The 19270-nt window shown below is 45.1% G+C and carries 24 protein-coding genes and 2 pseudogenes; 5 read left to right on the top strand and 21 right to left on the bottom strand.

The genetic code is table 11. The features are described from left to right. Nucleotides 1-556: 556 nt before the first annotated feature. Nucleotides 557-1378: a hypothetical protein gene (locus QT984_RS25090; protein WP_333233600.1), complete on the bottom strand. Its 822-nt coding sequence runs from the start codon at nt 1376-1378 to the stop codon at nt 557-559. A gap of 128 nt (nt 1379-1506) precedes the next feature. Between QT984_RS25090 and QT984_RS25085 the strand changes: the two genes are divergently transcribed. Beyond that, nucleotides 1507-2573 (top strand): ISKra4 family transposase gene (locus QT984_RS25085; RefSeq protein ID WP_333233601.1). Its coding sequence is split into 2 segments (ribosomal slippage): nt 1507-1675 and nt 1675-2573, totalling 1068 coding nucleotides; the frame shifts between segments, so codons are not numbered across the junction. Nucleotides 2574-2821: 248 nt separating this feature from the next. Here the strand turns inward: QT984_RS25085 and QT984_RS25080 are convergent. Beyond that, nucleotides 2822-3025, bottom strand: a complete 204-nt coding sequence (locus tag QT984_RS25080) for a hypothetical protein (protein WP_333058654.1) — start codon at nt 3023-3025, stop codon at nt 2822-2824. A 127-nt stretch (nt 3026-3152) separates the two neighbouring features. Here QT984_RS25080 and QT984_RS25075 point away from each other — a divergent pair. Beyond that, nucleotides 3153-3521, top strand: a pseudogene (locus tag QT984_RS25075) (XisI protein). Nucleotides 3522-3732: 211 nt separating this feature from the next. Here QT984_RS25075 and QT984_RS29880 read toward each other — a convergent pair. Beyond that, nucleotides 3733-4149, bottom strand: a pseudogene (locus tag QT984_RS29880) (GUN4 domain-containing protein); the annotation flags it as partial. Between the two features lie 451 nt (nt 4150-4600). Further along, entirely contained in the window at nt 4601-4924 is a 324-nt protein-coding gene (locus QT984_RS25065) for a hypothetical protein (RefSeq protein WP_333263002.1), read from the bottom strand. Nucleotides 4925-5085: 161 nt separating this feature from the next. Here QT984_RS25065 and QT984_RS25060 point away from each other — a divergent pair, with 161 nt between their 5' ends. Both QT984_RS25060 and QT984_RS25055 read left to right on the top strand, forming a co-directional pair. After that, entirely contained in the window at nt 5086-5946 is an 861-nt protein-coding gene (locus tag QT984_RS25060) for an Rpn family recombination-promoting nuclease/putative transposase (protein WP_333233599.1), read from the top strand. 235 nt (nt 5947-6181) lie between these two features. After that, nucleotides 6182-6991, top strand: a complete 810-nt coding sequence (locus tag QT984_RS25055) for a pentapeptide repeat-containing protein (protein WP_333262996.1) — start codon at nt 6182-6184, stop codon at nt 6989-6991. Between the two features lie 66 nt (nt 6992-7057). On the opposite strand, the gene QT984_RS25050 is transcribed toward QT984_RS25055, so the two are convergent. The 5 genes from QT984_RS25050 to QT984_RS25030 form a co-directional block, all read right to left on the bottom strand. After that, on the bottom strand, nt 7058-7390 hold the full coding sequence (locus QT984_RS25050) for a type II toxin-antitoxin system RelE/ParE family toxin (RefSeq protein WP_333057805.1): 333 nt from the start codon (nt 7388-7390) through the stop codon (nt 7058-7060). Beyond that, a complete protein-coding gene (locus QT984_RS25045; protein ID WP_333057804.1) occupies nt 7387-7638 on the bottom strand; it encodes a hypothetical protein in 252 nt (83 codons plus the stop codon). The genes QT984_RS25050 and QT984_RS25045 overlap by 4 nt, the downstream gene beginning before the upstream one ends. Nucleotides 7639-8052: 414 nt before the next feature. Further along, nucleotides 8053-8343 carry a helix-turn-helix transcriptional regulator gene (locus QT984_RS25040; RefSeq protein ID WP_333057803.1) on the bottom strand — a complete coding sequence of 97 codons (291 nt, stop codon included), beginning with the start codon at nt 8341-8343 and terminating at the stop codon, nt 8053-8055. Between the two features lie 108 nt (nt 8344-8451). Further along, nucleotides 8452-8817: a helix-turn-helix domain-containing protein gene (locus QT984_RS25035; protein ID WP_333057802.1), complete on the bottom strand. Its 366-nt coding sequence runs from the start codon at nt 8815-8817 to the stop codon at nt 8452-8454. A 31-nt stretch (nt 8818-8848) separates the two neighbouring features. Then, complete coding sequence (locus QT984_RS25030; protein WP_333057801.1) at nt 8849-9214, bottom strand: helix-turn-helix transcriptional regulator; 366 nt, start codon at nt 9212-9214, stop codon at nt 8849-8851. Between the two features lie 136 nt (nt 9215-9350). On the opposite strand from QT984_RS25030, the gene QT984_RS25025 reads away from it, so the two are divergent. Further along, on the top strand, nt 9351-9767 hold the full coding sequence (locus QT984_RS25025) for a hypothetical protein (RefSeq protein WP_333340475.1): 417 nt from the start codon (nt 9351-9353) through the stop codon (nt 9765-9767). Between the two features lie 33 nt (nt 9768-9800). Here QT984_RS25025 and QT984_RS25020 read toward each other — a convergent pair whose 3' ends face one another. The 12 genes from QT984_RS25020 to rpmJ all read right to left on the bottom strand — a co-directional run bounded on the left by QT984_RS25020 (nt 9801) and on the right by rpmJ (nt 19144). Further along, nucleotides 9801-10157, bottom strand: a complete 357-nt coding sequence (locus QT984_RS25020) for a hypothetical protein (RefSeq protein ID WP_333375180.1) — start codon at nt 10155-10157, stop codon at nt 9801-9803. 174 nt (nt 10158-10331) lie between these two features. Continuing rightward, a complete protein-coding gene (locus QT984_RS25015; protein WP_333375178.1) occupies nt 10332-12068 on the bottom strand; it encodes a type II toxin-antitoxin system HicA family toxin in 1737 nt (578 codons plus the stop codon). 476 nt (nt 12069-12544) lie between these two features. After that, nucleotides 12545-13639 carry a peptide chain release factor 1 gene (prfA, locus tag QT984_RS25010; protein WP_333057797.1) on the bottom strand — a complete coding sequence of 365 codons (1095 nt, stop codon included), beginning with the start codon at nt 13637-13639 and terminating at the stop codon, nt 12545-12547. Nucleotides 13640-13985: 346 nt separating this feature from the next. Next, entirely contained in the window at nt 13986-14294 is a 309-nt protein-coding gene (gene rpmE / locus QT984_RS25005) for a 50S ribosomal protein L31 (protein WP_333057796.1), read from the bottom strand. A 305-nt stretch (nt 14295-14599) separates the two neighbouring features. Then, nucleotides 14600-15013: a 30S ribosomal protein S9 gene (rpsI, locus tag QT984_RS25000; protein WP_194067224.1), complete on the bottom strand. Its 414-nt coding sequence runs from the start codon at nt 15011-15013 to the stop codon at nt 14600-14602. Further along, the gene (gene rplM, locus QT984_RS24995; RefSeq protein ID WP_015178725.1) at nt 15013-15468 is read right to left on the bottom strand and encodes a 50S ribosomal protein L13; all 456 of its coding nucleotides are present in this window, start codon (nt 15466-15468) and stop codon (nt 15013-15015) included. The genes rpsI and rplM overlap by 1 nt, the downstream gene beginning before the upstream one ends. 146 nt (nt 15469-15614) lie before the next feature. Continuing rightward, complete coding sequence (truA, locus tag QT984_RS24990) at nt 15615-16457, bottom strand: tRNA pseudouridine(38-40) synthase TruA (protein ID WP_333057795.1); 843 nt, start codon at nt 16455-16457, stop codon at nt 15615-15617. 29 nt (nt 16458-16486) lie between these two features. Next, nucleotides 16487-16837: a 50S ribosomal protein L17 gene (gene rplQ / locus QT984_RS24985; RefSeq protein ID WP_006634978.1), complete on the bottom strand. Its 351-nt coding sequence runs from the start codon at nt 16835-16837 to the stop codon at nt 16487-16489. Nucleotides 16838-16961: 124 nt separating this feature from the next. Continuing rightward, complete coding sequence (locus tag QT984_RS24980) at nt 16962-17906, bottom strand: DNA-directed RNA polymerase subunit alpha (RefSeq protein WP_333057810.1); 945 nt, start codon at nt 17904-17906, stop codon at nt 16962-16964. A gap of 174 nt (nt 17907-18080) precedes the next feature. Next, nucleotides 18081-18479, bottom strand: a complete 399-nt coding sequence (gene rpsK, locus QT984_RS24975; protein WP_332978136.1) for a 30S ribosomal protein S11 — start codon at nt 18477-18479, stop codon at nt 18081-18083. Between the two features lie 84 nt (nt 18480-18563). Next, complete coding sequence (rpsM, locus tag QT984_RS24970; protein WP_006634981.1) at nt 18564-18947, bottom strand: 30S ribosomal protein S13; 384 nt, start codon at nt 18945-18947, stop codon at nt 18564-18566. A gap of 83 nt (nt 18948-19030) precedes the next feature. Further along, nucleotides 19031-19144: a 50S ribosomal protein L36 gene (rpmJ, locus tag QT984_RS24965; RefSeq protein WP_015178722.1), complete on the bottom strand. Its 114-nt coding sequence runs from the start codon at nt 19142-19144 to the stop codon at nt 19031-19033. Nucleotides 19145-19270 lie beyond the last annotated feature (126 nt).

Below are 19270 nucleotides of genomic sequence, written 5' to 3'. Positions count from 1 at the left end.
AATCAGTTACACTAACCAGAGGGTTAGGCTAATCGTCCTTGGATATTCTTTATCCATTTGGATTAAACGAGTCGCACTCCACGCAATTGTACTGTACCCCTGTCCAATAATTACGCCTTTGTGATATTCATGGGTTCTGTCTTGTAATGTTTTGGCATGACTGTCTGCCCCATGCAGTATGATCGATTGCCACTAAAACGTGTTCCGTTGAGGATGCTTCCTTCTGTAATTGCTCCAGATACAGCAGCATCAGTTTTTTCCGGTCTGGTCTACAGTCTTGCAATGCCTCGTAGACGCTCTTGCATTGACGATGGAATAATGGATTGAGCGAAAATTCCGCCAAACAGGCTGCATTCCGGGTCGTCATCACTGCATCCATCAGCTCGAATGTCGCATAGGAGAGCTTTTACTAATAACTCGTATGCTGCTTGACGGAATTCCTTTAATCGTTCACTGTTCATTTAGGGAGTGGATAGGTTTTCTTTTTCACCCTTATTCTCTCCCGGCGCGGTGGCTTTAGTTCTTCTCAAAGCCACCGTTCTCATCTTTATTTAGTCTAAAGTACAGCAAGTAATGATGGGACATCAAAACAGGGTAGTTCAACTTGCAAATACTTATCTCCACACAGATTTTCTGGGTTACCACCTCTATACAGAATCCGAGCTTGAGCCTGCGCCCACGTTACCACTTCTGAACGTTCTGTGTCATTGAGTCTAGAGGCAATTGTTTGCAAAGCTTTTAGCGTCAGCGCTTGATCGATGACCCCAGATAGCATCGTTGCTTCAAAACAATGTTCCATATATTCGTAGGGGATCTGCTCGTAGTCCGGGGGCGGGGCGACGCGCATCAAATGCTGGTCGATCTCCTTTCTGCGATCGAGATTTACCAGGGAAGCAATAAGAGGCAATATTGGTACTAAGACGGCGGGTGGGGGAACTTTTCGATGATATCGACGGGAATTTGGCGAAAGATAGGCACCCCTAAGAGTTTTTTCCCACTCTCTCATCGCTCTGTCGGCTTCAGGACAGCATTCGTGAAACCTGACCCATTTCTCTAAATCAATTGCCACATTCCGTCCCATCTGCTGTGCTAGCAGCGACAACGCCTTCGTGACTACCTGCCGTATCAGTTCGGCTCGCTCCCCGTCTGGACTTCCTGTCCAATCTCTCAGGCGATAGCGAGTCTGATGCTCAATAAAAGCCTGGGTATAAATGGACTCCCAGATGGACGGTTGCTCTAAAAGAGCATTTGGCAATCCTAGCAGCGGTAGAAAAGGAGCTGCCCAAGGTAGAGTTGGTAAAGACAAAGCTTTCAAGTAATTTCTGCTTTCCCAATCTCCCCAAGATAATTTAATTTCCAAACAGTGTTCTTTTGTCATATTCCTCAATTTTTACATCGTACTCGTTCTTGAATTCATCCGGGTGCATCTCACTTTTGCGAATGTGTCAAAAAAGAGTTAAAATGAAAAAGCTAGTAAAATCGTCAAATAAAGATGAGGTAAATAAAATGACACCCTCAGACCAACAACAGCTAAAAGCCCAATTAAAAGCGGTAGCAAAAATTCTTTACAGAAATACAGAGCCAACTGAGTTAAAAACTTTTGAAAGTATAGAAAAAGCAGTCCGTCAGAAAATGTTATCAGAGGTTGGTCCAGAAATAGGTAGCTTTTTTTTTCAGCAGTATCAGGAATTCAAACAGGAAAACCCCGAAAAATAAAATCAATAATCAGCTCGCTCGACATTACAGATAATCAGGCAAAATATTTTGGCTTAAAAGCTTACAGTCAATTTAGTCCAGTCATGGAAAATTGCTGTCTTTTAATCAGTGCTAACGAATCTTATCAAATGGCAAAAAAAGATTTGGAAAAATTTACTGGGATCAAAATTTCTCACAGTACATTACAAAGATTAGTCAAAAGACAAGAATTTGAATTGCCTACATCTCAACAAGGAGTCAAAGAAATTACATTGGATGGCGGTAAAGTCAGACTACGCAACGCAACCAAGGGCGAGAGCTGTTACTGGAAAGACTATAAAGCCGTGTGTTTAGATAATATTTATGCGGGAGCGTTTTTTCAAAATAATCAAGATTTAATTGATTGGACTAATAGCCAAAAATTACTACATCCTATGTATTGCCTCGGAGATGGCCATGCCGGAATTTGGAACATATTTAAAGAAATTGGAGACAATGAACAAAGACAAGAAATCTTAGATTGGTATCATCTGAAAGAAAATCTCTACAAGGTAGGGGGTTCAATAAAACGATTAAAATTAGCAGAAAATATGTTGTGGCAAGGCAAACTTGATGAAGTTATAAATTTATTTAAAGACTTTAAAGGTCAAGCATTTAAAACGTTTTGCAATTATTTAGAGACCCATCGCTGCCGAATAGTGAATTACCAATACTACAAAGAAGAATCCATAAGTTCGATTGGTTCGGGAACAGTTGAATCAACAATAAAACGCATTGGATTAAGGGTGAAAATATCGGGAGCGCAATGGAATATTGAGAACGTTTCCTCTATGCTTGCTCTTCGCTGTGCTTATCTCAACGGTCAACTTTCAATTTGATGTATGTGCCAAAGTGAGATGCACCCTTTTGATGAACCGTATATACACCTCGTTTCACCGCCGTCTCAACATTCAGTCCAGCTACAGACCAATCAGCGAGAATGAACTCGCCGGATAGCAGAGATGTCGTTTTGCTAGTTAATGGAACTATCAGGATATCTTCAGAGGTGTGCGGTGCGCTAACTACAACGGCAGGTCTTACTTTAGAGCTGGATAAGTCGGAGAAAGGGTATCGTACTAGAATAATGTCATTTTTGGAGTAGCTGGGCATAAATATCATCCTCGGTATTATCCCAAATTGCATCTAGCGATACTCGGCTTGTCTGAAGCCAGAATTCAGACTCATCATCAGGTAGGAATGTTACCAGAATCCTTGCACCTTCAGGAATTTCTGTTTGTTCCAACAATTCAATTTTGCCTTGGCGAACGATCGCCCAAAGTGTCTTTAGCATAATAGGGTGACTCCTGAATCGTTAGGGTCGTATCTCAGTATATCCGATTCGTTGACAACTTGCGGAATAATTACTAACATTTCGCTAGCGCTGTTGTTTTCAATCCTAAAACAGAGGAAATAGTATAATGGATAGCTTAAATAATTATCGCAAACTTGTTAAGCAGCTCCTTACTGAATACGCTGAGATTCCCGTTTTTGACATTGGGATACAAAATGAAATATTTTTTGATTTGGAAAATGACCGTTATATGTTAATAAATATAGGTTGGTTTAATTAGCAGCGCATTCACCATTGCGTGATTCATATTGATATTATTGACGGTCAGGTGTGGATTCAAGCAAAGAATACCGATCGCCTGATTGCTGAGGAGTTAGTTGCAGCGGGAATTCCGGCCAAATCAATAGTTTTGGGGCTTCAACCGCCTGATGTTAGACCTCATACTGCTTATGGAGTTCCTTGTAGTGAGCAGCAGCGAGAATGTTTGAAAGTATGATGGAGTGGAAGGGATTTGAATTGGAGGGCGATTCCCTACGGGATAGCTTCGCTTCACGGACTTCAAAAACCTTTAAAGCAGGCGATCGGAGAAGGTTGTAGAAAGGTGAGGGTGATGAGGTGCGATCGCTTTTAGGAGTGAAAGGGCGATCGTCACTGAATCCCATGTTCTATACAAGTGTGTAAACAAGTTTATGTGACTGGGATTTTGACTACAGAGCAATACCGCAACTTGAAAGCCTATTCAAGATGTCTAGTAGGGCACTGTCGTTCACCGGTTCATTTTTCCATGACCCACCACGTCCTTCCCGCCAGTAATTACCTGTGGGAAGATGTCCATAGGGAGCCTGGATTGCAAAAGTAAGATCGTTATATTTTTTTGTATATTGACCCACGTTGTCAGGATCGTACCATCCTATGCGACTATAGCAGACTTTTCTTAATTCAATTTCCTCATTTATCTCGTCAAGAAAATATCTTTTTCTTCCACGTTTCTTACCAGAAATCATGGATAGTACATCCTCTCCTTGTTCTGATACAATTCGTTTTTGTACACTAAACCCAAAGCGACCATTGCTATATTTAAGCCAAAGTCGATCAATAATATAAAGATCGGCACAAGGGAAGTAGTCTGCCATTCCGCCAACCAGACGGCTATAATCCGGCACTAGACGACACCCCCACTCTCCCGCTTGGATTGTTCTCTCTACTGCTAGACTTCCTACGCTCAGCATCACCTTACCTGTTTCTTCATCAGCTTCTCTCCATTTGCCTTCTGCTAGTAGGTCACGAAGGCGTGTGTAGCTATAGCTAGTAGAGATGCTGCTCTCAAGTGATACTTCAAGATTTGAATAATCAACTTGAAGACTTGAATAATCAACTTGATTGGCTTTAGTCCTACTTGATGCCTTGCTAGATTGATTGCTGCTTGATGCCTGTGACATCACGAAGTACACAACTACAGCCAACACAATTAAAATTAAAATCCACATTGATAGTTTCCTTAATTAGGTAATCAGGGGAACTTAAACTAAATCCCCTGATGGTTGTGTCTACTTGTAAAAATCAATCAAAATTGATTTATCCGCCATAATTACCGCTACCATAGCCTGTTTCTTTGGCTATCTCTAGCATGGTCGATTGATTTGATTTTACTTTTTTTAATTCTCTTTCTACTTTCTCTCTTTCTTCCTGGTCTGCTATTCCGATTTGCTCTTCAAATTGAGCGATTATTGTCGAGTTAGGAATATCAGAAACCTGTGATGGCGATAAGATTCCTTGAGCCAAAGCCAAAGCAGCCAGAATATTCCGAATTGCCTCGACAAGGTTGTATGGTAAACTCACTTTTGTCAACTCCTCTATTAGGGTAATTTGTAAACATAAACGCGAGCCATCTGCTGGCATTTGAGTATTTTAAGGAGTCAAGTTCAGCTTTGTCAGTGATAAAAAGTGATAAAAAGTGACAAAAAGTAAGGACTTTCGCCAAATTGCCCTAAAATCTCCTCTCAGGTAGATGCCCCTAGAGTTAAACTCTTCTAAATAACCCCTCTCACAACCCAACTTCCTTGGCCTACGACAACACCTGCAAATATCTAGCAGAAAAATTCCCCGCCGCCTTCGTAAGCTGGCTGCTGCCAATTGACGAGCCCACCAGCGTTCAGGTACTCAAAACCGAACTAATTCAAGAACCCATCCGAGCCGATTCTCTCGTTTTCCTGCAAACGGATAACCAAATCCTGCATCTGGAATTTGAAACCAGACCCTACTCCGACCCGCTGATCGCCTTCAGGATGCTAGACTACTACGTCAGGCTCAAACGGCAATACTCCTGTTCCATCAATCAAGTAGTAATTTTTTTGCAGCAAACAGCCTCAGAACAAGTTTTTGTATCGGAGTACACAGACGCGAACACCCGACACGGATATAGAGTTATTCGCCTCTGGGAACAAGACCCCGCTTTACTGCTGTCCGTCCCCGGCTTGCTCCCACTGGCGACACTATCTCAAACCAACTCCCCGCGAACTTTGTTAGAGCAAATAGCTACTCGGATTGCTATAATCGAAGAACCTACCCAACAAGCGGATTTACTCGCTTGCACCCAAGTGCTCGCAGGTTTGAGATTTGAAAAAAACTTAATCAGACAACTATTTAGGAAGGAAACTATGCGCGGTTCTGTGATTTACCAAGAAATTCGCGAAGATGGCCTCCTTGAAGGAAGACAACTAGGCCTCCTTGAAGGAAGGAAAGATGAGGCGCTGTCGTTCCTCACTCGTCAGTTGACTCGACGCATCGGTGCGATCGCACCTGAAACCCGCGAGCAAATTCAGACTTTATCCGTAGAAGAATTAGAGGATTTAGGAGAGGCGCTGCTGGATTTTTCAGAAGCTTCAGATTTAACCAATTGGTTGAATGAACATCAGCCTTAATTGTTAAGATATAGCCTCTTATATTAATTTAATGGGTCGTTGCACATATCTCGATCCCCCTAAATCCCCCTTAAGAAGGGGGACTTTGATCAAAATCTTGTCTCCCCCCTTGTAGGGGCGGTGCCCCCGTGCCCGCCCGCCCTCTTTAGGGAGTATTCGATTCTATGCAGCATCATAAAAAAATGGTATTATTGTCAAAACTTCACCAGATATATACTTTAAGGAAACTTAAGCCATGACCGTTGATGAAGCAATCGCGATCGCAGAAACTCTCCTCGATGGCGAAGGCTTAAACGACGTGCAAGAGCTCATCTTTAGACAATGCTGGGAAGGAAGACATTCCTATGAAGAAATTTCTCAACTCTCTCAATATAATGATGAATACATCAAAGCGCTGGCGGCTAAACTCTGGAAACAACTCTCAGAAGCTTTTGATGAAAAAGTAAAAAAAAATAATTTACGCTCTGTTTTTAAGCGATACTTGCGACGAAATCAAGTGACTTTACATCGAACTCAAGTTATTGGAGTTAACCTCAGCGGTGCTAACTTAAGCGGAGCCAGATTATTGATCACAAACTTAAGTGAAGCCGATTTTTATCAGACTGATTTAAACAAATCAATTGTAACTGAGGATAAGACGGCATCAGATGAAATTATCAAGGCTGAAGACGCAAATAACCAGGGAATTTTGTCGAGCATAGAAGAACGGATTTATCACTGGAATGATTTGCGCTTTCACAGCCAAGAACAAGTAAAAATAGCCGAAGCGCTCGATCGCACAAACACCCTATTCTTCCCCAACTCTAAAGCCCGCCTTACAACACCCGCAGGTAGACAAAACCAAGCACCAGATTTCCTCATATTCCACCAAGGCAAATGGGGTATTCTGGAAATATCGCATCCCGATACACAAAAAGATGAAACGCGCGATCGCCTGTTTGCATCTCACGGTATCAGCATCATCCACTATTGCGACGCTAACAGATGCACAGAAGAACCCGATCGCATTGTCCAAGAGTTTTTAGACATATTGAGTCAGGGATAGGGCGATCGCATTTAGTTAAGGCGTATTTCTGTATCGATCGGCGATCGAACACGTCTTATAGGAGCCTTAAACTTCTTCATCAAGATTAGACAAAATATCTTCCAAATCCCTAGCACCATGCAAAACGCGGAGAACCTCCACCTGATCGTCTTGAAGCCGGTAAAAAATTAGATAATCTTGAAAATCCTTAATTCGCCACTGACGAATCTCCCCCATCCCAGAAGAGACCAATCGCACGACTTTTCCCATTCCCGGTATCGTCGCTAATTGGGCAAAAGTGGCTTCGGCTAACTCCAGAAATCGCTCCGCAGCACGAGCATTTCCATTGAGCAGAATATAGTTTGCCTGTTGTCTGAGATCCTGCGTGGCACGATTTTTGACAATTAATCGATCGCTCATACTGGTTGTGAATCGCCACCCAAAACTGATGCCCGCAAATTCTGCCAGTACGCAGCCGTAACGGGTTCTCCATCCGAGTCTAAACCCTCTTGCAGTAAACCTTCTAGTTTGGCTTGTGCCCGTTTCCGCTGGCGATCTTGCTGCACCAAATCTAGAAAATACTCTACCGCACTGGCATAAGCCCCTGCCTGAATTTGAGCCTCAATATAGGTTTGCAGCTCTTCTGGTATGGCAAGAATAACGTTCATCGTCAACACAGATTTAGGATATCTATCATTGTATCGATCGGCGATCGGGCAGCACCATAAAAATTAAAATTAGCAGCTTGAACATCGGTATAAAGTTACACACCCGATCGCGTTGTCCAACAGTTTTTAGACATCTTGATTCAGGGATAGGGCGAGTGTTTTTTTCATAATGGCGATCGCATAGGGCCCAGAAACCGGGTTTTTTACAAAAATACCTCGTTGTCACCAACAGATTAGGTGAAAAACCCGGTTTCTTTGTCGGAGTGCGTCAGTCCATAAGGGCGATCGAACTTTGTAACAAAGTAGATTTGCTCTTGACAAATTACTCGATTTGTGATATGCAGGAGTGGTGGAAATTTTTAAGGGCGATGGGGATCTACTTCTGCAAAACCGGCGATCGCGATCGATCCTAACTCATTCCCCAGCAGCCTCAGCCGACGCAGCGAATCTATCCGCTACAGCTTTGCCAATTAGCGCCACCTGACTCAGAGGCAAAAACTGAATTTTTTTGACAATATCGTTAATTTCTGGGGCTTGCGAGACTGGATTGCCATCCAAAAAGCTGAGAAACTCTTCCAGAGTATAGCCGGCTCTCGCTGCGAGCTTACCCAAGTTTTCAGTATCAGGAACAGTATCGCCCCTTTCCCAAAGCTGAACAGCGGTAGCAGAAACGCCCAAAAGCTTACCAAATGCTCGCTGACTCATTGCTCCGCGCGCCGTTTTGATAATTTCACTAAGTTTTTGTCTATTTTGGATGCTCACGACTTAAAAGCTATGCGATCGTATCTACCAGTCTACTTACGAAGTGATGCATCAACTATATTTCCCAGACGACTCAGCCGCCGCCGCGAGCCTATCCATCACGGCTCTACCAATGACTGCTAACTCACTAATGGGTATACATTGAATTTTCTTAAGCAGATCGTTAGTATCTACGGGTTCCTGTACCGGCTTGCCTTCGAGGTGAGCCATGAGCTCTTCCATCGTAAACCCTGCTCTTGTCGCAATCTGAGTCAAATTTTTCGTATCTGGAAGTACCTGCCCCTTTTCCCAATACAAGACAGAAGCCACAGAAACTCCCAACAGCTTGCCAAAAGCAGTCAGACTCATCGAGCCCCGCGCTAATTTAACAACCTCACTCAGTTTTTTCTTAGCTTCTGCGTCCACGGTATCAGCCACCAGATAACCACAATTCCCAGTTTACAGAACATCAACCATACTTCCCAGAAGCTACAGCAGCAGCAGCCAGTCGCTCCATACCAGCTCGAACAATCACTGCTAAGTCACTCAGTGGCATACATTGAATTTTTTTAAGGAGCTCGTTGGTATTGACAGGTTCCGGCATTGGTTTGCCTTCGAGATGAGCCATGAGCTCTTCCATCGTAAAGCCCGCTCTTGCCGCAATCTGAGTCAAATTTTTCGTATCCGGGAGTACCTGGCCCTTTTCCCAATACTGAACAGCAGACCCAGAGACTCCCAATAGCCTACCAAAAGCGCTAAAACTCAGGTCGCCACGGGCTAGCTTCACAACTTCGCTCAGTTTCTTCCTAGCTTCTGTGTCCACAGTATTAGTCACCAGATCAACACAACTCCTAGTTTACTTATCTACCAAAAAATCTGTCTTTCTTGCTTGACAGCAAAAAGTTTACCAGTTAGAGTGTAAATACTTTTGAAATCATAATTGTATTTGTAGCCAATCAGGGGCCGTAAAAATGACTCGCAAGACAAACCACACACGCCAAAGCCTTACAGCCTCCGGTTGGCTAAAACCCCAGCGCTGGCAAATCTCCAAAATGGAAGCAGCCGAAGCCCTGAGAATTCCTGTCAACCGCATAGTCAAAGTTTACCCCAAACAACATCAAGTAATAGTCGTTTACCTCAACAAGAAAGGACAAAAATGCAGTTCTTTTTTCAGCTACAGACTATTTGCCAGATGGCAGCAGGAGGCGATCGCAGCAATTGCCAGTTGTCGAAACCAGCAAATCCTAGCACCCCTAGAAGTCATTGTACAATACGACCTCGAACATTTCAAATATCCAGTGGCGATCGCCGATGCAATTTGGGAAGCCCTCCTCAACCACATCCGTCAAGTCATCAGGGAACAAAGGCTCAGCCTAGCTTGCGCCTAGTCCCCCATTAACCCCCACCTATGTCGATCTTGGTTAATGCTTGGGAAAATCGATTCCTGAGATGGATATTCCTTGCATCTTCTGTACATATCGTCCTTGAGCCGCTACACACTCTGCCATTTTTTGAGCCTGTATAGGTTGACTCCTGGGATCTGGTGAGGTGCCTCTATACTCCCATACACCACCACGACCACTATTTATTACTTTTTCATTTTTTCCTAAGATTAACTCTTCTCCGGTAGCATCAATATAGAATTTCCCCTTTTGAAAAGACACGCTGCTAATTGTGATATCTTCCACTCCCTTGTAAGGATTTGCAGGGCCCTTGACAATCTTAATACAGATTCTATTGTTTTTATGTGCAATTTCTCTCCGGGAATTATTGAACATGGTTCCTTGAGAGTAGTAAGTTCCTGTGGGTAGAATTGTAGAATCTTGTTGATTACTTTGAGCAGATGACAAGGATGAAATTGATAGAATAATAGAACTAGCAATTAGTGTTTCGAGTACCCTAAATTTCACTTCCTATTAAACTCCATTAAAAATTTTTCCGATTCAACACGATCATAAATTATTTCTAAACTCCTCTAGGGTGACATTTGCTTGGCGAAGATTTCCAGCTAGTGTCCCAGAATCTAATTCATCATGGATTGGCACAGTACAACTATCTATTTGCCCTACAACCCGAACCCGTTTGAGAAAAACGTGACCGCCATTTTGCCTATCTCTCCTGAATCCCAAACGCTGTAAAGACCCGATAGCTTGTCTACCTGAAATTCTTGGCAATTGAGACCAAGGTATATCTGAATGGGAATTTTGCGACAGATTTTGAAGCTGAACGTTTAGATATTCAATAGTATTTTCTAATGTTTGAGTGTTCTCTTGGGCTGCACTGAGATCCCTTTCTAACTGCCTCTTTCGATCTTCTAAGAACTGAGTTTTGCTTTTAGATGAATATAATTCGCTGTTTAACTGGACTTTTTCTTTTTCTAACCGATCAATTTCTTCCACATAATAATTTTCCCCATCTCTTGACTGTTCCTTAGTCCGATCTAATTCTGTCCTAGCTCCTTCTAGTGCGGCGGTCAGTTCATTAATATTAGGTATTTTTTCTAACTGTTGCTTTAGCTGACGAGATTGCTGTTGTATTAAATCTCGATCACGCTTCAAATCAGCTATTGTCTGATTGAGCGCTTCACTCCGCTGCTTTGCTTCAGATTCTCGCTGAGACGTTTCTTGCCACTCTTGCCATAGTAATTGCAAGTCCTCTTCTAAAGTTTGAGCAGTTTCTTGCTGTTGCTGTTCTTTAAGAGCCAGTTCGCTTTCATAAGATGCAATTTGATTTTCCAGTTCTCTCTTATTTTGCTCCTGTTCTTGCCGATAAGATTCCAGTTCAGCAACAACTCTCTCTCGCTGGTCAGCTAATTCGATAGTTTGCTGGTTTTTCTCTTCTAATTGCAGCTTAATCAGCTGCTTTGCTTCAGATTCTCGTTGAGACGTTTCTTGCAACTTTTGCCGTAGTAATTGCAATTCTTCTAAAGTTTGAGCAGTTTCTTGCTGTTGCTGTTCTTTAAGAGCCAGTTCGCTTTCATAAGATGCAATTTGATTTTCCAGTTCTCTCTTATTTTGCTCCTGTTCTTGCCGATAAGATTGCAGTTCAGCAAGACCTCTCTCTCGCTGGTCAATTAATTCGATAGTTTGCTGGTTTTTCTCTTCTAATTGCAGCTTAATCTGTTGAATTTCCCGCTGTAATTGTTCCCGTTGTTGCTGTGCATGGTGCTGCTCATTCCGTTTGGCATATAAAATCACCTCAATAATTATCCACGCGATCAAACCGCTCACCAAAAATAAAGCGACTGTCGATGTGTAAAGAGTCCGGGAACCTGTTACTTTAAATGGCTCTTTAATCCAATTATTATAATCTTCAATAAATGTCGGCGGTACTCCCCGGACATAGTACACACGACCGATTATTTCTCCTGAGTTAACTTTACCAGTAGGGATGGGTTTACTATCACCAGGTTTAGCATATTGCCGCTCTACTTGCAGCGGAGGTGGACTTTGTAGTAAGTCGTATGGATGATTTGACAAAGTTGCTAATGAAATTTCCTTTGTCCACTGCTGAGAAGATTTTGATTGATAAAGAATTTGCTCGGATAGGCAATCTTTGGTAGATATTTTGCAATCAGTAACAATCAGCCCAAATAATCCATAGTTGCTGTCTAAAGTTCGCTGCAATTCTCCTATGCTTCCTTGTAATAAGGTATAGGATAGTTTTACTGGCAGAGTATGAGATAACATATTGAAATCAACTGTTTGCACACGAAAGATTGTGCCATGCCAATAGTTGTTATAATGTTCCCAGTTTCTCAAAGTCCCCAGACCAAAAGAAAAGGTCGCGAGCAGGGTAAATCGCCCCAAACTCTTAATCAGCGTAGTCGCGTTGATCCGGGGAAGTTTTTGCTTCATAATGTGCTTCATAAGGTCAACAGCCAAATGAATCTGAGTGAGAATATATCTAATATAACTTCAGCTACAGACTATTTGCGCGTTGGCAACAAGAGGCGATCGCAGCCATAAAAACCCGCCGAAACCAGCAAACCTTACAACCACTAGAAGAAGTTGTACAATACGACCTCGAACATTTCAACTATCCGATCGCGTTGGCGTAGCCAGCCGTAGGCATCGCCAACCAAATTTGGGACACCCTACTCAACCACATCTACCACCTCATCAGAGAACAAAGGCACACCCCAAGATGTGCCCCCATCACTCCATCAATTAGTAGAAGCAGCCAACTCAGCCAAACGTTCCTGCTGATCCTGAGAAATGCAAGTTTGAATAATCCCCTCAATATCCCCTTCCAAAACACTATTGAGCGAGAAATTTTCCCCCAAACGGTGGTCAGTAGCCCGATTGTCCTTATAGTTGTAGGTGCGAATCTTCTCCGATCGCGAACCAGTACCAACCTGAGCCAAACGCCGCGACTTCACCTCATCCTGCTGCTCCCGCAACTTCATCTCATAGAGCTTAGCCCGCAAAATCTGCATCGCCCGCTCCTTATTCTGCAACTGACTGCGCTCCTCAGTACAGAAAATCCGAATTCCCGTCGGCTTGTGAAACAAATCCGCCGCAGTTTCCACCTTGTTCACGTTTTGACCGCCAGCGCCGCCCGATCGAGCCGTGCTCATCTCAATATCCTTCGGATCGATGTGAATCTCCACATCATCAACCTCCGGCATCACAGCCACCGTCGCCGTCGAAGTATGCACCCGGCCGCCAGCCTCAGTCACAGGCACTCGCTGCACCCGGTGTACTCCAGCCTCAAACTTCAGCTTGCTGTAAACGCTGTCGCCTGTAACTTCCAGAATCACCTCTTTAAAGCCGCCCATTTCCGCCAGCGACTCGCTCACCAACTTCACCTGCCAGCCTTGAGTTTGAGCGTAGCGCGAATACAGCCGCAGCAAATCTCCCGCCCAAATACTAGCCTCATCTCCGCCAGTACCCGCCCGAATTTCCAGCATAATATTCTTGTCATCGTTCGGGTCGCGGGGGAGCAGCAAAACCTTCAAACGACTTTCCAAATTCTCCAGCTTCGCCTCAAGTTCCTGAACTTCCAGCCCAGCCATTTCTTGCATATCTCGATCGCCCGCGGCTTCCTTGAGAACCTGTCGCGCGCCCACCAAATCTTCCTGAGTGGTTTTCCACAGAGCAAAAGTATCGACCACTTCCTCCAAGGACGATCGAGCTTTCGCTACCCGTTGAAACTCTTGATTGTCCCTAGCCACATCCGGGTCAGCCATGCGGCGAGTCAACTCATTAAAAGTTTGCTCTACCGACTTCAATTTATCCAGCAAATAAGATTCAGCCATTGTCAGTTGTCCTTTGTCAATCGATTTTAGATTTTAGATTTTAGATTTTAGATTTTAGATTTGAAGAACAGTCGGGATAGAATCTCGATAGAACTCAACTGCCTGCATAGCGAAGTCTTCAATCTAAACTCTCCTATCCGAGGGCGGATCGATTTTAGATTTTAGATTTTAGATTTTAGATTTTAGAAATCAAGAGCAGTTCGGATAGAATGTCGATCGAACTCAACTCGATCGAACTAAACTGCCTGCCTAGCGAAGTCTTCAATCTAAAATCTAAAATCCGAGGGCGGTAAGTTGCCAGTAGAAAGAACTACTCTCAACAAACTGCGGACAAATGACAATCCGGCTACTTCTTCTTTTTGCCTTTACCAGCCGCCTTAGCAGCATCTGCTTTCGGATCTTCCATTTTCAGCGGTCCAGAGGAAGCATCTGCCTTCGGCATTTCTACCTCGGTCATGCCGTATTTCCGCATAAAGCGCTCCACACGACCTTCAGTATCAATAATCTTCTGAGTGCCAGTATAGAAAGGATGATTTCCCGACCAGACATCAACTTGAAGCTTTGGTCTAGTTGATCCCACAGTCATCACAAGTTCGCCGTTGCAATAAACCTGAGATTCGGGATACCACTCAGGGTGAATGCCTTCTTTTGCCATTGTTTTTTACTCTCTAATTTTTGACTTTACAACCATTTTAGCTGCCGCAGGACTTGTACACCAACAACAGCAGGAATTTTGCCTTATATCTATTGGAACCAGGAATCAGGAATCGGAAATAAACTTCAAAAAAAGGCAGATAAAATCTGGATAGATAATTTTTGCCTTTTCTTTCTTCCTTCTTCCTTCTTCCTTCTTCCGTCAATCCGAACTTCCGTTACATCCGTTACATCCGTTAAAAAATCCGTTGCCGAACTTCCATTACATCCGTTACATCCGTTACACAATCCGCTGCCGAACCTCGATTACCGCTTCGAGTATTGAGGAGCTTTGCGAGCTTTCCGCAAACCGTACTTTTTCCGTTCTTTGGCCCGCGGGTCGCGAGTCAAATAGCCCTCTGTCTTCAGAGGCTTGCGGTTGTCCGGGTCTAATTGACAAAGTGCTCTAGCGACACCCAAGCGAATCGAGTCAGCCTGACCTGTCAAGCCACCGCCTTCGACTTTTACCAAAATGTCGTACTCATTTTCCAGACCCAAAGTTTCCAGAGGAGCCTTAGCCAGAGCCAAATAAGTAGGATTGAATTGCAGGTACAAATCCCCCTCTTTACCATTGACAGTCAGTATGCCAGTGCCGGGAACCAAGCGCACCCGCGCTACGGAACACTTGCGGCGGCCGGTACCCCAGTACACAGCGCGACCCGATGTATCTGTTGCTTGCATTACTCATTTCCTCCCGGAATCGTGTGAACAATTAATTCTTCTGGTTTTTGAGCTTGGTGCGGGTGGTTGGGGCCAGCGTACACCTTGAGTTTAGTAAACAGTTGTCTGCCCAGAGAAGTGTGAGGCAGCATTCCTCGTATAGCTTCTTCGACAATTCTTTCGGGTAAACGTGCTTGCAATTTGGCAAAAGTTTCTGTTTTCATCCCGCCCGGTCTTCCAGAATGGCGGCGGTAGATTTTCTGGGTGCGTTTTTTGCCAGTAACAGCGATTTTGTCGGCATTGATGACAATTACGAAGTCGCCGGTATCCATAGAAGGAGTGTAAGTCGGTTTGTGTTTCCCCCGGAGGTACATGGCAACTTCAGTTGCCAGACGGCCCAGTCGCTGGTCGGCGGCATCGACCACGTACCACTTGTGCTCTAGGGAGTCTTGAGTAGGGACGTAAGTTTTGTTCATTGTTTGTTGTTAGTTGTCTATTAACTGTTAACTGTTGTTAGTTGTCAGTTGTCAGTTGTCAGTTGTCAGTTTTTAATTGTTAGTTGTCCTTAGTTTTTTATTAGTAGTTACCTAATGACTAATGACTAATGACTAATGACTAATGACTAATGACTAATGACTAATTTTGGCTGAGTGTCGTACCAGACCTCTGGGGGAAAGGGAAATTCTGAATAGCCAACCCGCAGCAGGCACAAACCTTGAGCGGGAGCGGCATATTTTACCATTTCTCGGCGTTCGTTGACCCAGATATCGGTGAAATTGTCGATCGGCCTTTCCCCGCGACCCACCTGCACCAGCAACCCCACCAGCAGCCGCATCATCCCGTACAGAAACCCGCTCGCCTGAACCTCTATATAGATAAGAGGCCCAGAACGCTGACACTCGGCCGCTTGCACGTCCACCCAGGAATGGGGGCGGGCAGAACCCGCGCGGTGGAAAGCAGCCAGGTGATGCCGCCCGATGAGCGGTGTCAAAGCTGTTTGAATCAAAGATTCATCCACAGGGGCGTGATAGCAGTGCCAAGCAAAAGGACGCACAAACAAATTAGGGGTCGGGTCTGTATAAAGGGTGTAGCGATAGCGCCGCCAACTGGCTGAGAACCGAGCGTGCCAGGTAGGTTCCACCTTTGCCGAAGCTCGAATTAAAATATCTTTTGCCAGTCGAGAGTTGAGAACGCTTGCCCAGCGGTGAGCCGGAATTGGGCCGTGGGCATCAAAATGCGCTACTTGAGCAGCGGCGTGAACTCCCGCATCGGTTCTCCCAGCAGCGTGCAGCGTTACCGGGCGTTCCAGAACAGTCGATATTGCTGTTTCAATTTCTTCTTGTACTGTACGCTGGTTCGGCTGTCGCTGCCAACCGTGAAAGTTAGTGCCGAGGTATTGGATTACTAGAGCAACGCGCTGTATCGATTGGGGATTTTCGATTGGGGATTTTGGATTGTCAGTCATAAATCACAAATCTCCAACCCAAAATTGAATTAAACCAGTTCAACGATCGCCATTTCGGAATTGTCTCCTTGACGGGGGACAGTTCGCACTACGCGGGTGTAGCCGCCGTTGCGCGAGCCGTACCGTTCTTGGGCAGCCTCAAACAGGGCGTGTACTAACTGTTTATCGTAGATATAGCCCATAGCTTGGCGGCGAGAGGCTAAGGAGCCATCTTTGGCCAGGGTAATCATCCTGTCCGCCTCTGAGCGCAGCGCTTTGGCGCGGGCGAGAGTGGTAGTGATTTTACCGTGGCGGATTAATTCGGTGGTCAGCGAGCGCAGTAGGGCGCGGCGCTGGTCAGCCGGTTTGCTGAGTTGGGGAACGCGACAGCGGTGACGCATGGCAGTTGGTAATTGGTAATTGGTAATTGGGTGCCGGGATAGTCCGCGATCTAGGGGGGTGATTTCTTTAACTTAAAAACTCACCTACTTAAAATTCAGAACTTTTTTACCCGTTACCCGTTGATTAACTTTTAGCTGATTTTTCCTGTGGCAAGGTAATGCCCAAGCGTTTTTGTAAAGCTTCAATCACTTCTTCAGCAGACTTCTGCCCGAAGTTCTTGATCTCGAGCAAGTCTTCTTGGGTATAATCCAATAAGTCTGCGACTGAGTTGATCTGAGCCCGCTTGAGACAGTTGTAAGCCCGGACGGACAACTGCAATTCTTCGATCGGAATTTGGCTAGTAGGATCGGCTTCACCTGGATACTCTGGTTTGAGAGAATCTTGGGTGATGTCTTTGAGAGGTGAAAATAAATCTACCAGGATGTTGGCAGATTGACTCAAAGCTTCTTGAGGAGTAACGCTGCCATCAGTCCAGATTTCCATAATCAGCCGGTCTTTCTCGACAGTACCGCCTACCCTAGCATCTTCAACGCTGTAGTTGACTCTGCGAATCGGCATAAAGATGGCGTCAATTTGGAGAAAATCCAAAGCCGACCCATCATCGCGACTGCGGTCTACTGCTCGGTATCCGATGCCTTTTTCAATTCTGAATTCCATTTCCAGAACTGAGCCTGGGGAGAGAGTTGCAATGTACTGGGAACGATCGATCAATTCCACCTCAGAGGGCAAATCGAATCGATCTGCCGTAACTGTGACAGGCCCCTCAATCCGCAACCTGCCGATTTGGGGCTGCTGAGAATGAGTTTTGAGGACGACCTCTTTCATGTTCAGGAGAATTTCTAGAACATCCTCACGTACCCCTTCGATCGTGGCAAACTCGTGATTGACGCCCGCGATTCGGACTGAAGTTACTGCTGTTCCTTCCAAGTTTGACAGCAGAACTCGCCGAAGCGCATTCCCAACAGTTGTTCCTTGACCGCGATCGAGCGGTTCCAGGACAAATTTTCCGTACTGACTGCGGTCTTTGTCAGTGTTAGACTCTATACATTCAATTTGAAACTGCGCCACGGAGTGACCTCCCTTTTCCACTTTGGATTTTTGATTTTGGATTTTAGATTGCAGAGCATACCCCTGAACGGATTTCGGATTTTGGATGGACGGGGCAACAGTTAGAACCATTAGTTTTTGACTTTAAGCAGTTAGCCATTATCCAAAATCTAAAATCTAAAATCTCAAATCGTTTTAGACTCTACGCCGCTTGGGAGGGCGACAGCCGTTGTGAGGAATTGGGGTAACATCTCTAATCAGGGTGATTTCCAGTCCCGCCCCTTGCAGCGCCCGGATTGCAGTTTCTCTACCTGCTCCAGGCCCGCTCACCATTACTTCTATTTGGCGCATTCCTTGGTCGTTGGCTCTGCGGGCAGCACTTTCTGCTGCTGTTTGAGCGGCAAAGGGAGTTCCCTTTTTAGCTCCTTTAAAACCGCTGGAACCTGCAGATGCCCAGGATATCACTTCGCCGTTGAGGTCGGTAATAGTTACAATCGTGTTGTTAAAGGTAGACTGGATGTAGCCTACCCCATTGGGTACATTCCGTTTCTGCTTTTTTGCACCAGATTTCTTGCCTGTTTGTGGTCGCGCCATATTAGTCTCTTTAACGTTTCTCTCAACTAATGTCCCGAAGCGCTAGGAGCCAGCAGCCCCCAGCGTATTTTTCCCAAAAAGATGTTACTTCTTGGAAGGTGCCTTTTTCTTGCCCGCAACTGTTCGGCGGACGCCACGACGGGTTCTGGCGTTGGTACGGGTTCGTTGTCCCCGCACCGGCAGACCCAAACGGTGACGCCGACCGCGATAAGTTCCGATGTCCATCAGGCGCTTGATGTTCATTGACTCCCAGCGCCGGAGGTCTCCTTCGATTTGGTATGTTGTTTCTACATGAGCCCGCAGAGCTGTCACGTCGGCCTCTGTTAAATCCTTGACGCGAGTGTCAGGATTTACGCCTGTTGCAGCGATAATTTTTTGGGCTCGCGACAAGCCTATTCCGTAAATGTATGTCAGACCTATTTCGACGCGCTTATCGCGTGGAAGGTCTACCCCGGCAATCCGTGCCACACTTTTTCTCTCCCTAGTTTTCCTGTTTGGCTACAATGTTCAATTAGGATGCACCTGCGTGCAGTGCCCAATCTTCTTTTTTTCTAACCTTGGCGTTGTTTGTGTTTCGGGTTAGTGCATATCACCATCACTCGACCGCGACGGCGGATGACGCGACATTTCTCACAAATTTTTTTGACAGATGCTCGAACTTTCATCTTTCTTCCTGCCTGGAGAACCCCGCTCTAGCGGAGAACAGGCACGCTGGGACTGCCCGTAGAGCGGTGGGAGGAGAGGCTGGGCAAGGTGTAGACCTCTCCTCGATTAAATTGTATAAAGTGCGG

Origin of the sequence: Microcoleus sp. Z1_B2 (genome assembly GCF_036700325.1) — a bacterium.
Classification (GTDB): domain Bacteria; phylum Cyanobacteriota; class Cyanobacteriia; order Cyanobacteriales; family Microcoleaceae; genus Microcoleus.
Note: the sequence above shows the minus strand (reverse complement) of the source record. Positions and strands in the feature narration are given on the sequence as shown.

Coding starts and splice junctions, on each gene's coding strand:
- truA (WP_333057795.1), bottom strand. CDS start 16,457: ATGACTGACAATCCAAAATCCCCAATCGAAAATCCCCAATCGATACAG.
- rpsK (WP_332978136.1), bottom strand. CDS start 18,479: ATGGCGCGACCACAAACAGGCAAGAAATCTGGTGCAAAAAAGCAGAAA.
- QT984_RS25055 (WP_333262996.1), top strand. CDS start 6,182: ATGACCGTTGATGAAGCAATCGCGATCGCAGAAACTCTCCTCGATGGC.
- QT984_RS25015 (WP_333375178.1), bottom strand. CDS start 12,068: ATGTTATCTCATACTCTGCCAGTAAAACTATCCTATACCTTATTACAA.
- QT984_RS25025 (WP_333340475.1), top strand. CDS start 9,351: ATGACTCGCAAGACAAACCACACACGCCAAAGCCTTACAGCCTCCGGT.
- rplM (WP_015178725.1), bottom strand. CDS start 15,468: ATGAACAAAACTTACGTCCCTACTCAAGACTCCCTAGAGCACAAGTGG.
- rpmJ (WP_015178722.1), bottom strand. CDS start 19,144: ATGAAAGTTCGAGCATCTGTCAAAAAAATTTGTGAGAAATGTCGCGTC.
- prfA (WP_333057797.1), bottom strand. CDS start 13,639: ATGGCTGAATCTTATTTGCTGGATAAATTGAAGTCGGTAGAGCAAACT.
- QT984_RS25020 (WP_333375180.1), bottom strand. CDS start 10,157: ATGTTCAATAATTCCCGGAGAGAAATTGCACATAAAAACAATAGAATC.
- QT984_RS25045 (WP_333057804.1), bottom strand. CDS start 7,638: ATGAACGTTATTCTTGCCATACCAGAAGAGCTGCAAACCTATATTGAG.
- QT984_RS25080 (WP_333058654.1), bottom strand. CDS start 3,025: ATGCTAAAGACACTTTGGGCGATCGTTCGCCAAGGCAAAATTGAATTG.
- QT984_RS25050 (WP_333057805.1), bottom strand. CDS start 7,390: ATGAGCGATCGATTAATTGTCAAAAATCGTGCCACGCAGGATCTCAGA.
- QT984_RS25090 (WP_333233600.1), bottom strand. CDS start 1,378: ATGACAAAAGAACACTGTTTGGAAATTAAATTATCTTGGGGAGATTGG.
- rpmE (WP_333057796.1), bottom strand. CDS start 14,294: ATGGCAAAAGAAGGCATTCACCCTGAGTGGTATCCCGAATCTCAGGTT.
- QT984_RS25040 (WP_333057803.1), bottom strand. CDS start 8,343: ATGAGTCAGCGAGCATTTGGTAAGCTTTTGGGCGTTTCTGCTACCGCT.
- rpsI (WP_194067224.1), bottom strand. CDS start 15,013: ATGCAAGCAACAGATACATCGGGTCGCGCTGTGTACTGGGGTACCGGC.
- QT984_RS25065 (WP_333263002.1), bottom strand. CDS start 4,924: ATGCCAGCAGATGGCTCGCGTTTATGTTTACAAATTACCCTAATAGAG.
- rplQ (WP_006634978.1), bottom strand. CDS start 16,837: ATGCGTCACCGCTGTCGCGTTCCCCAACTCAGCAAACCGGCTGACCAG.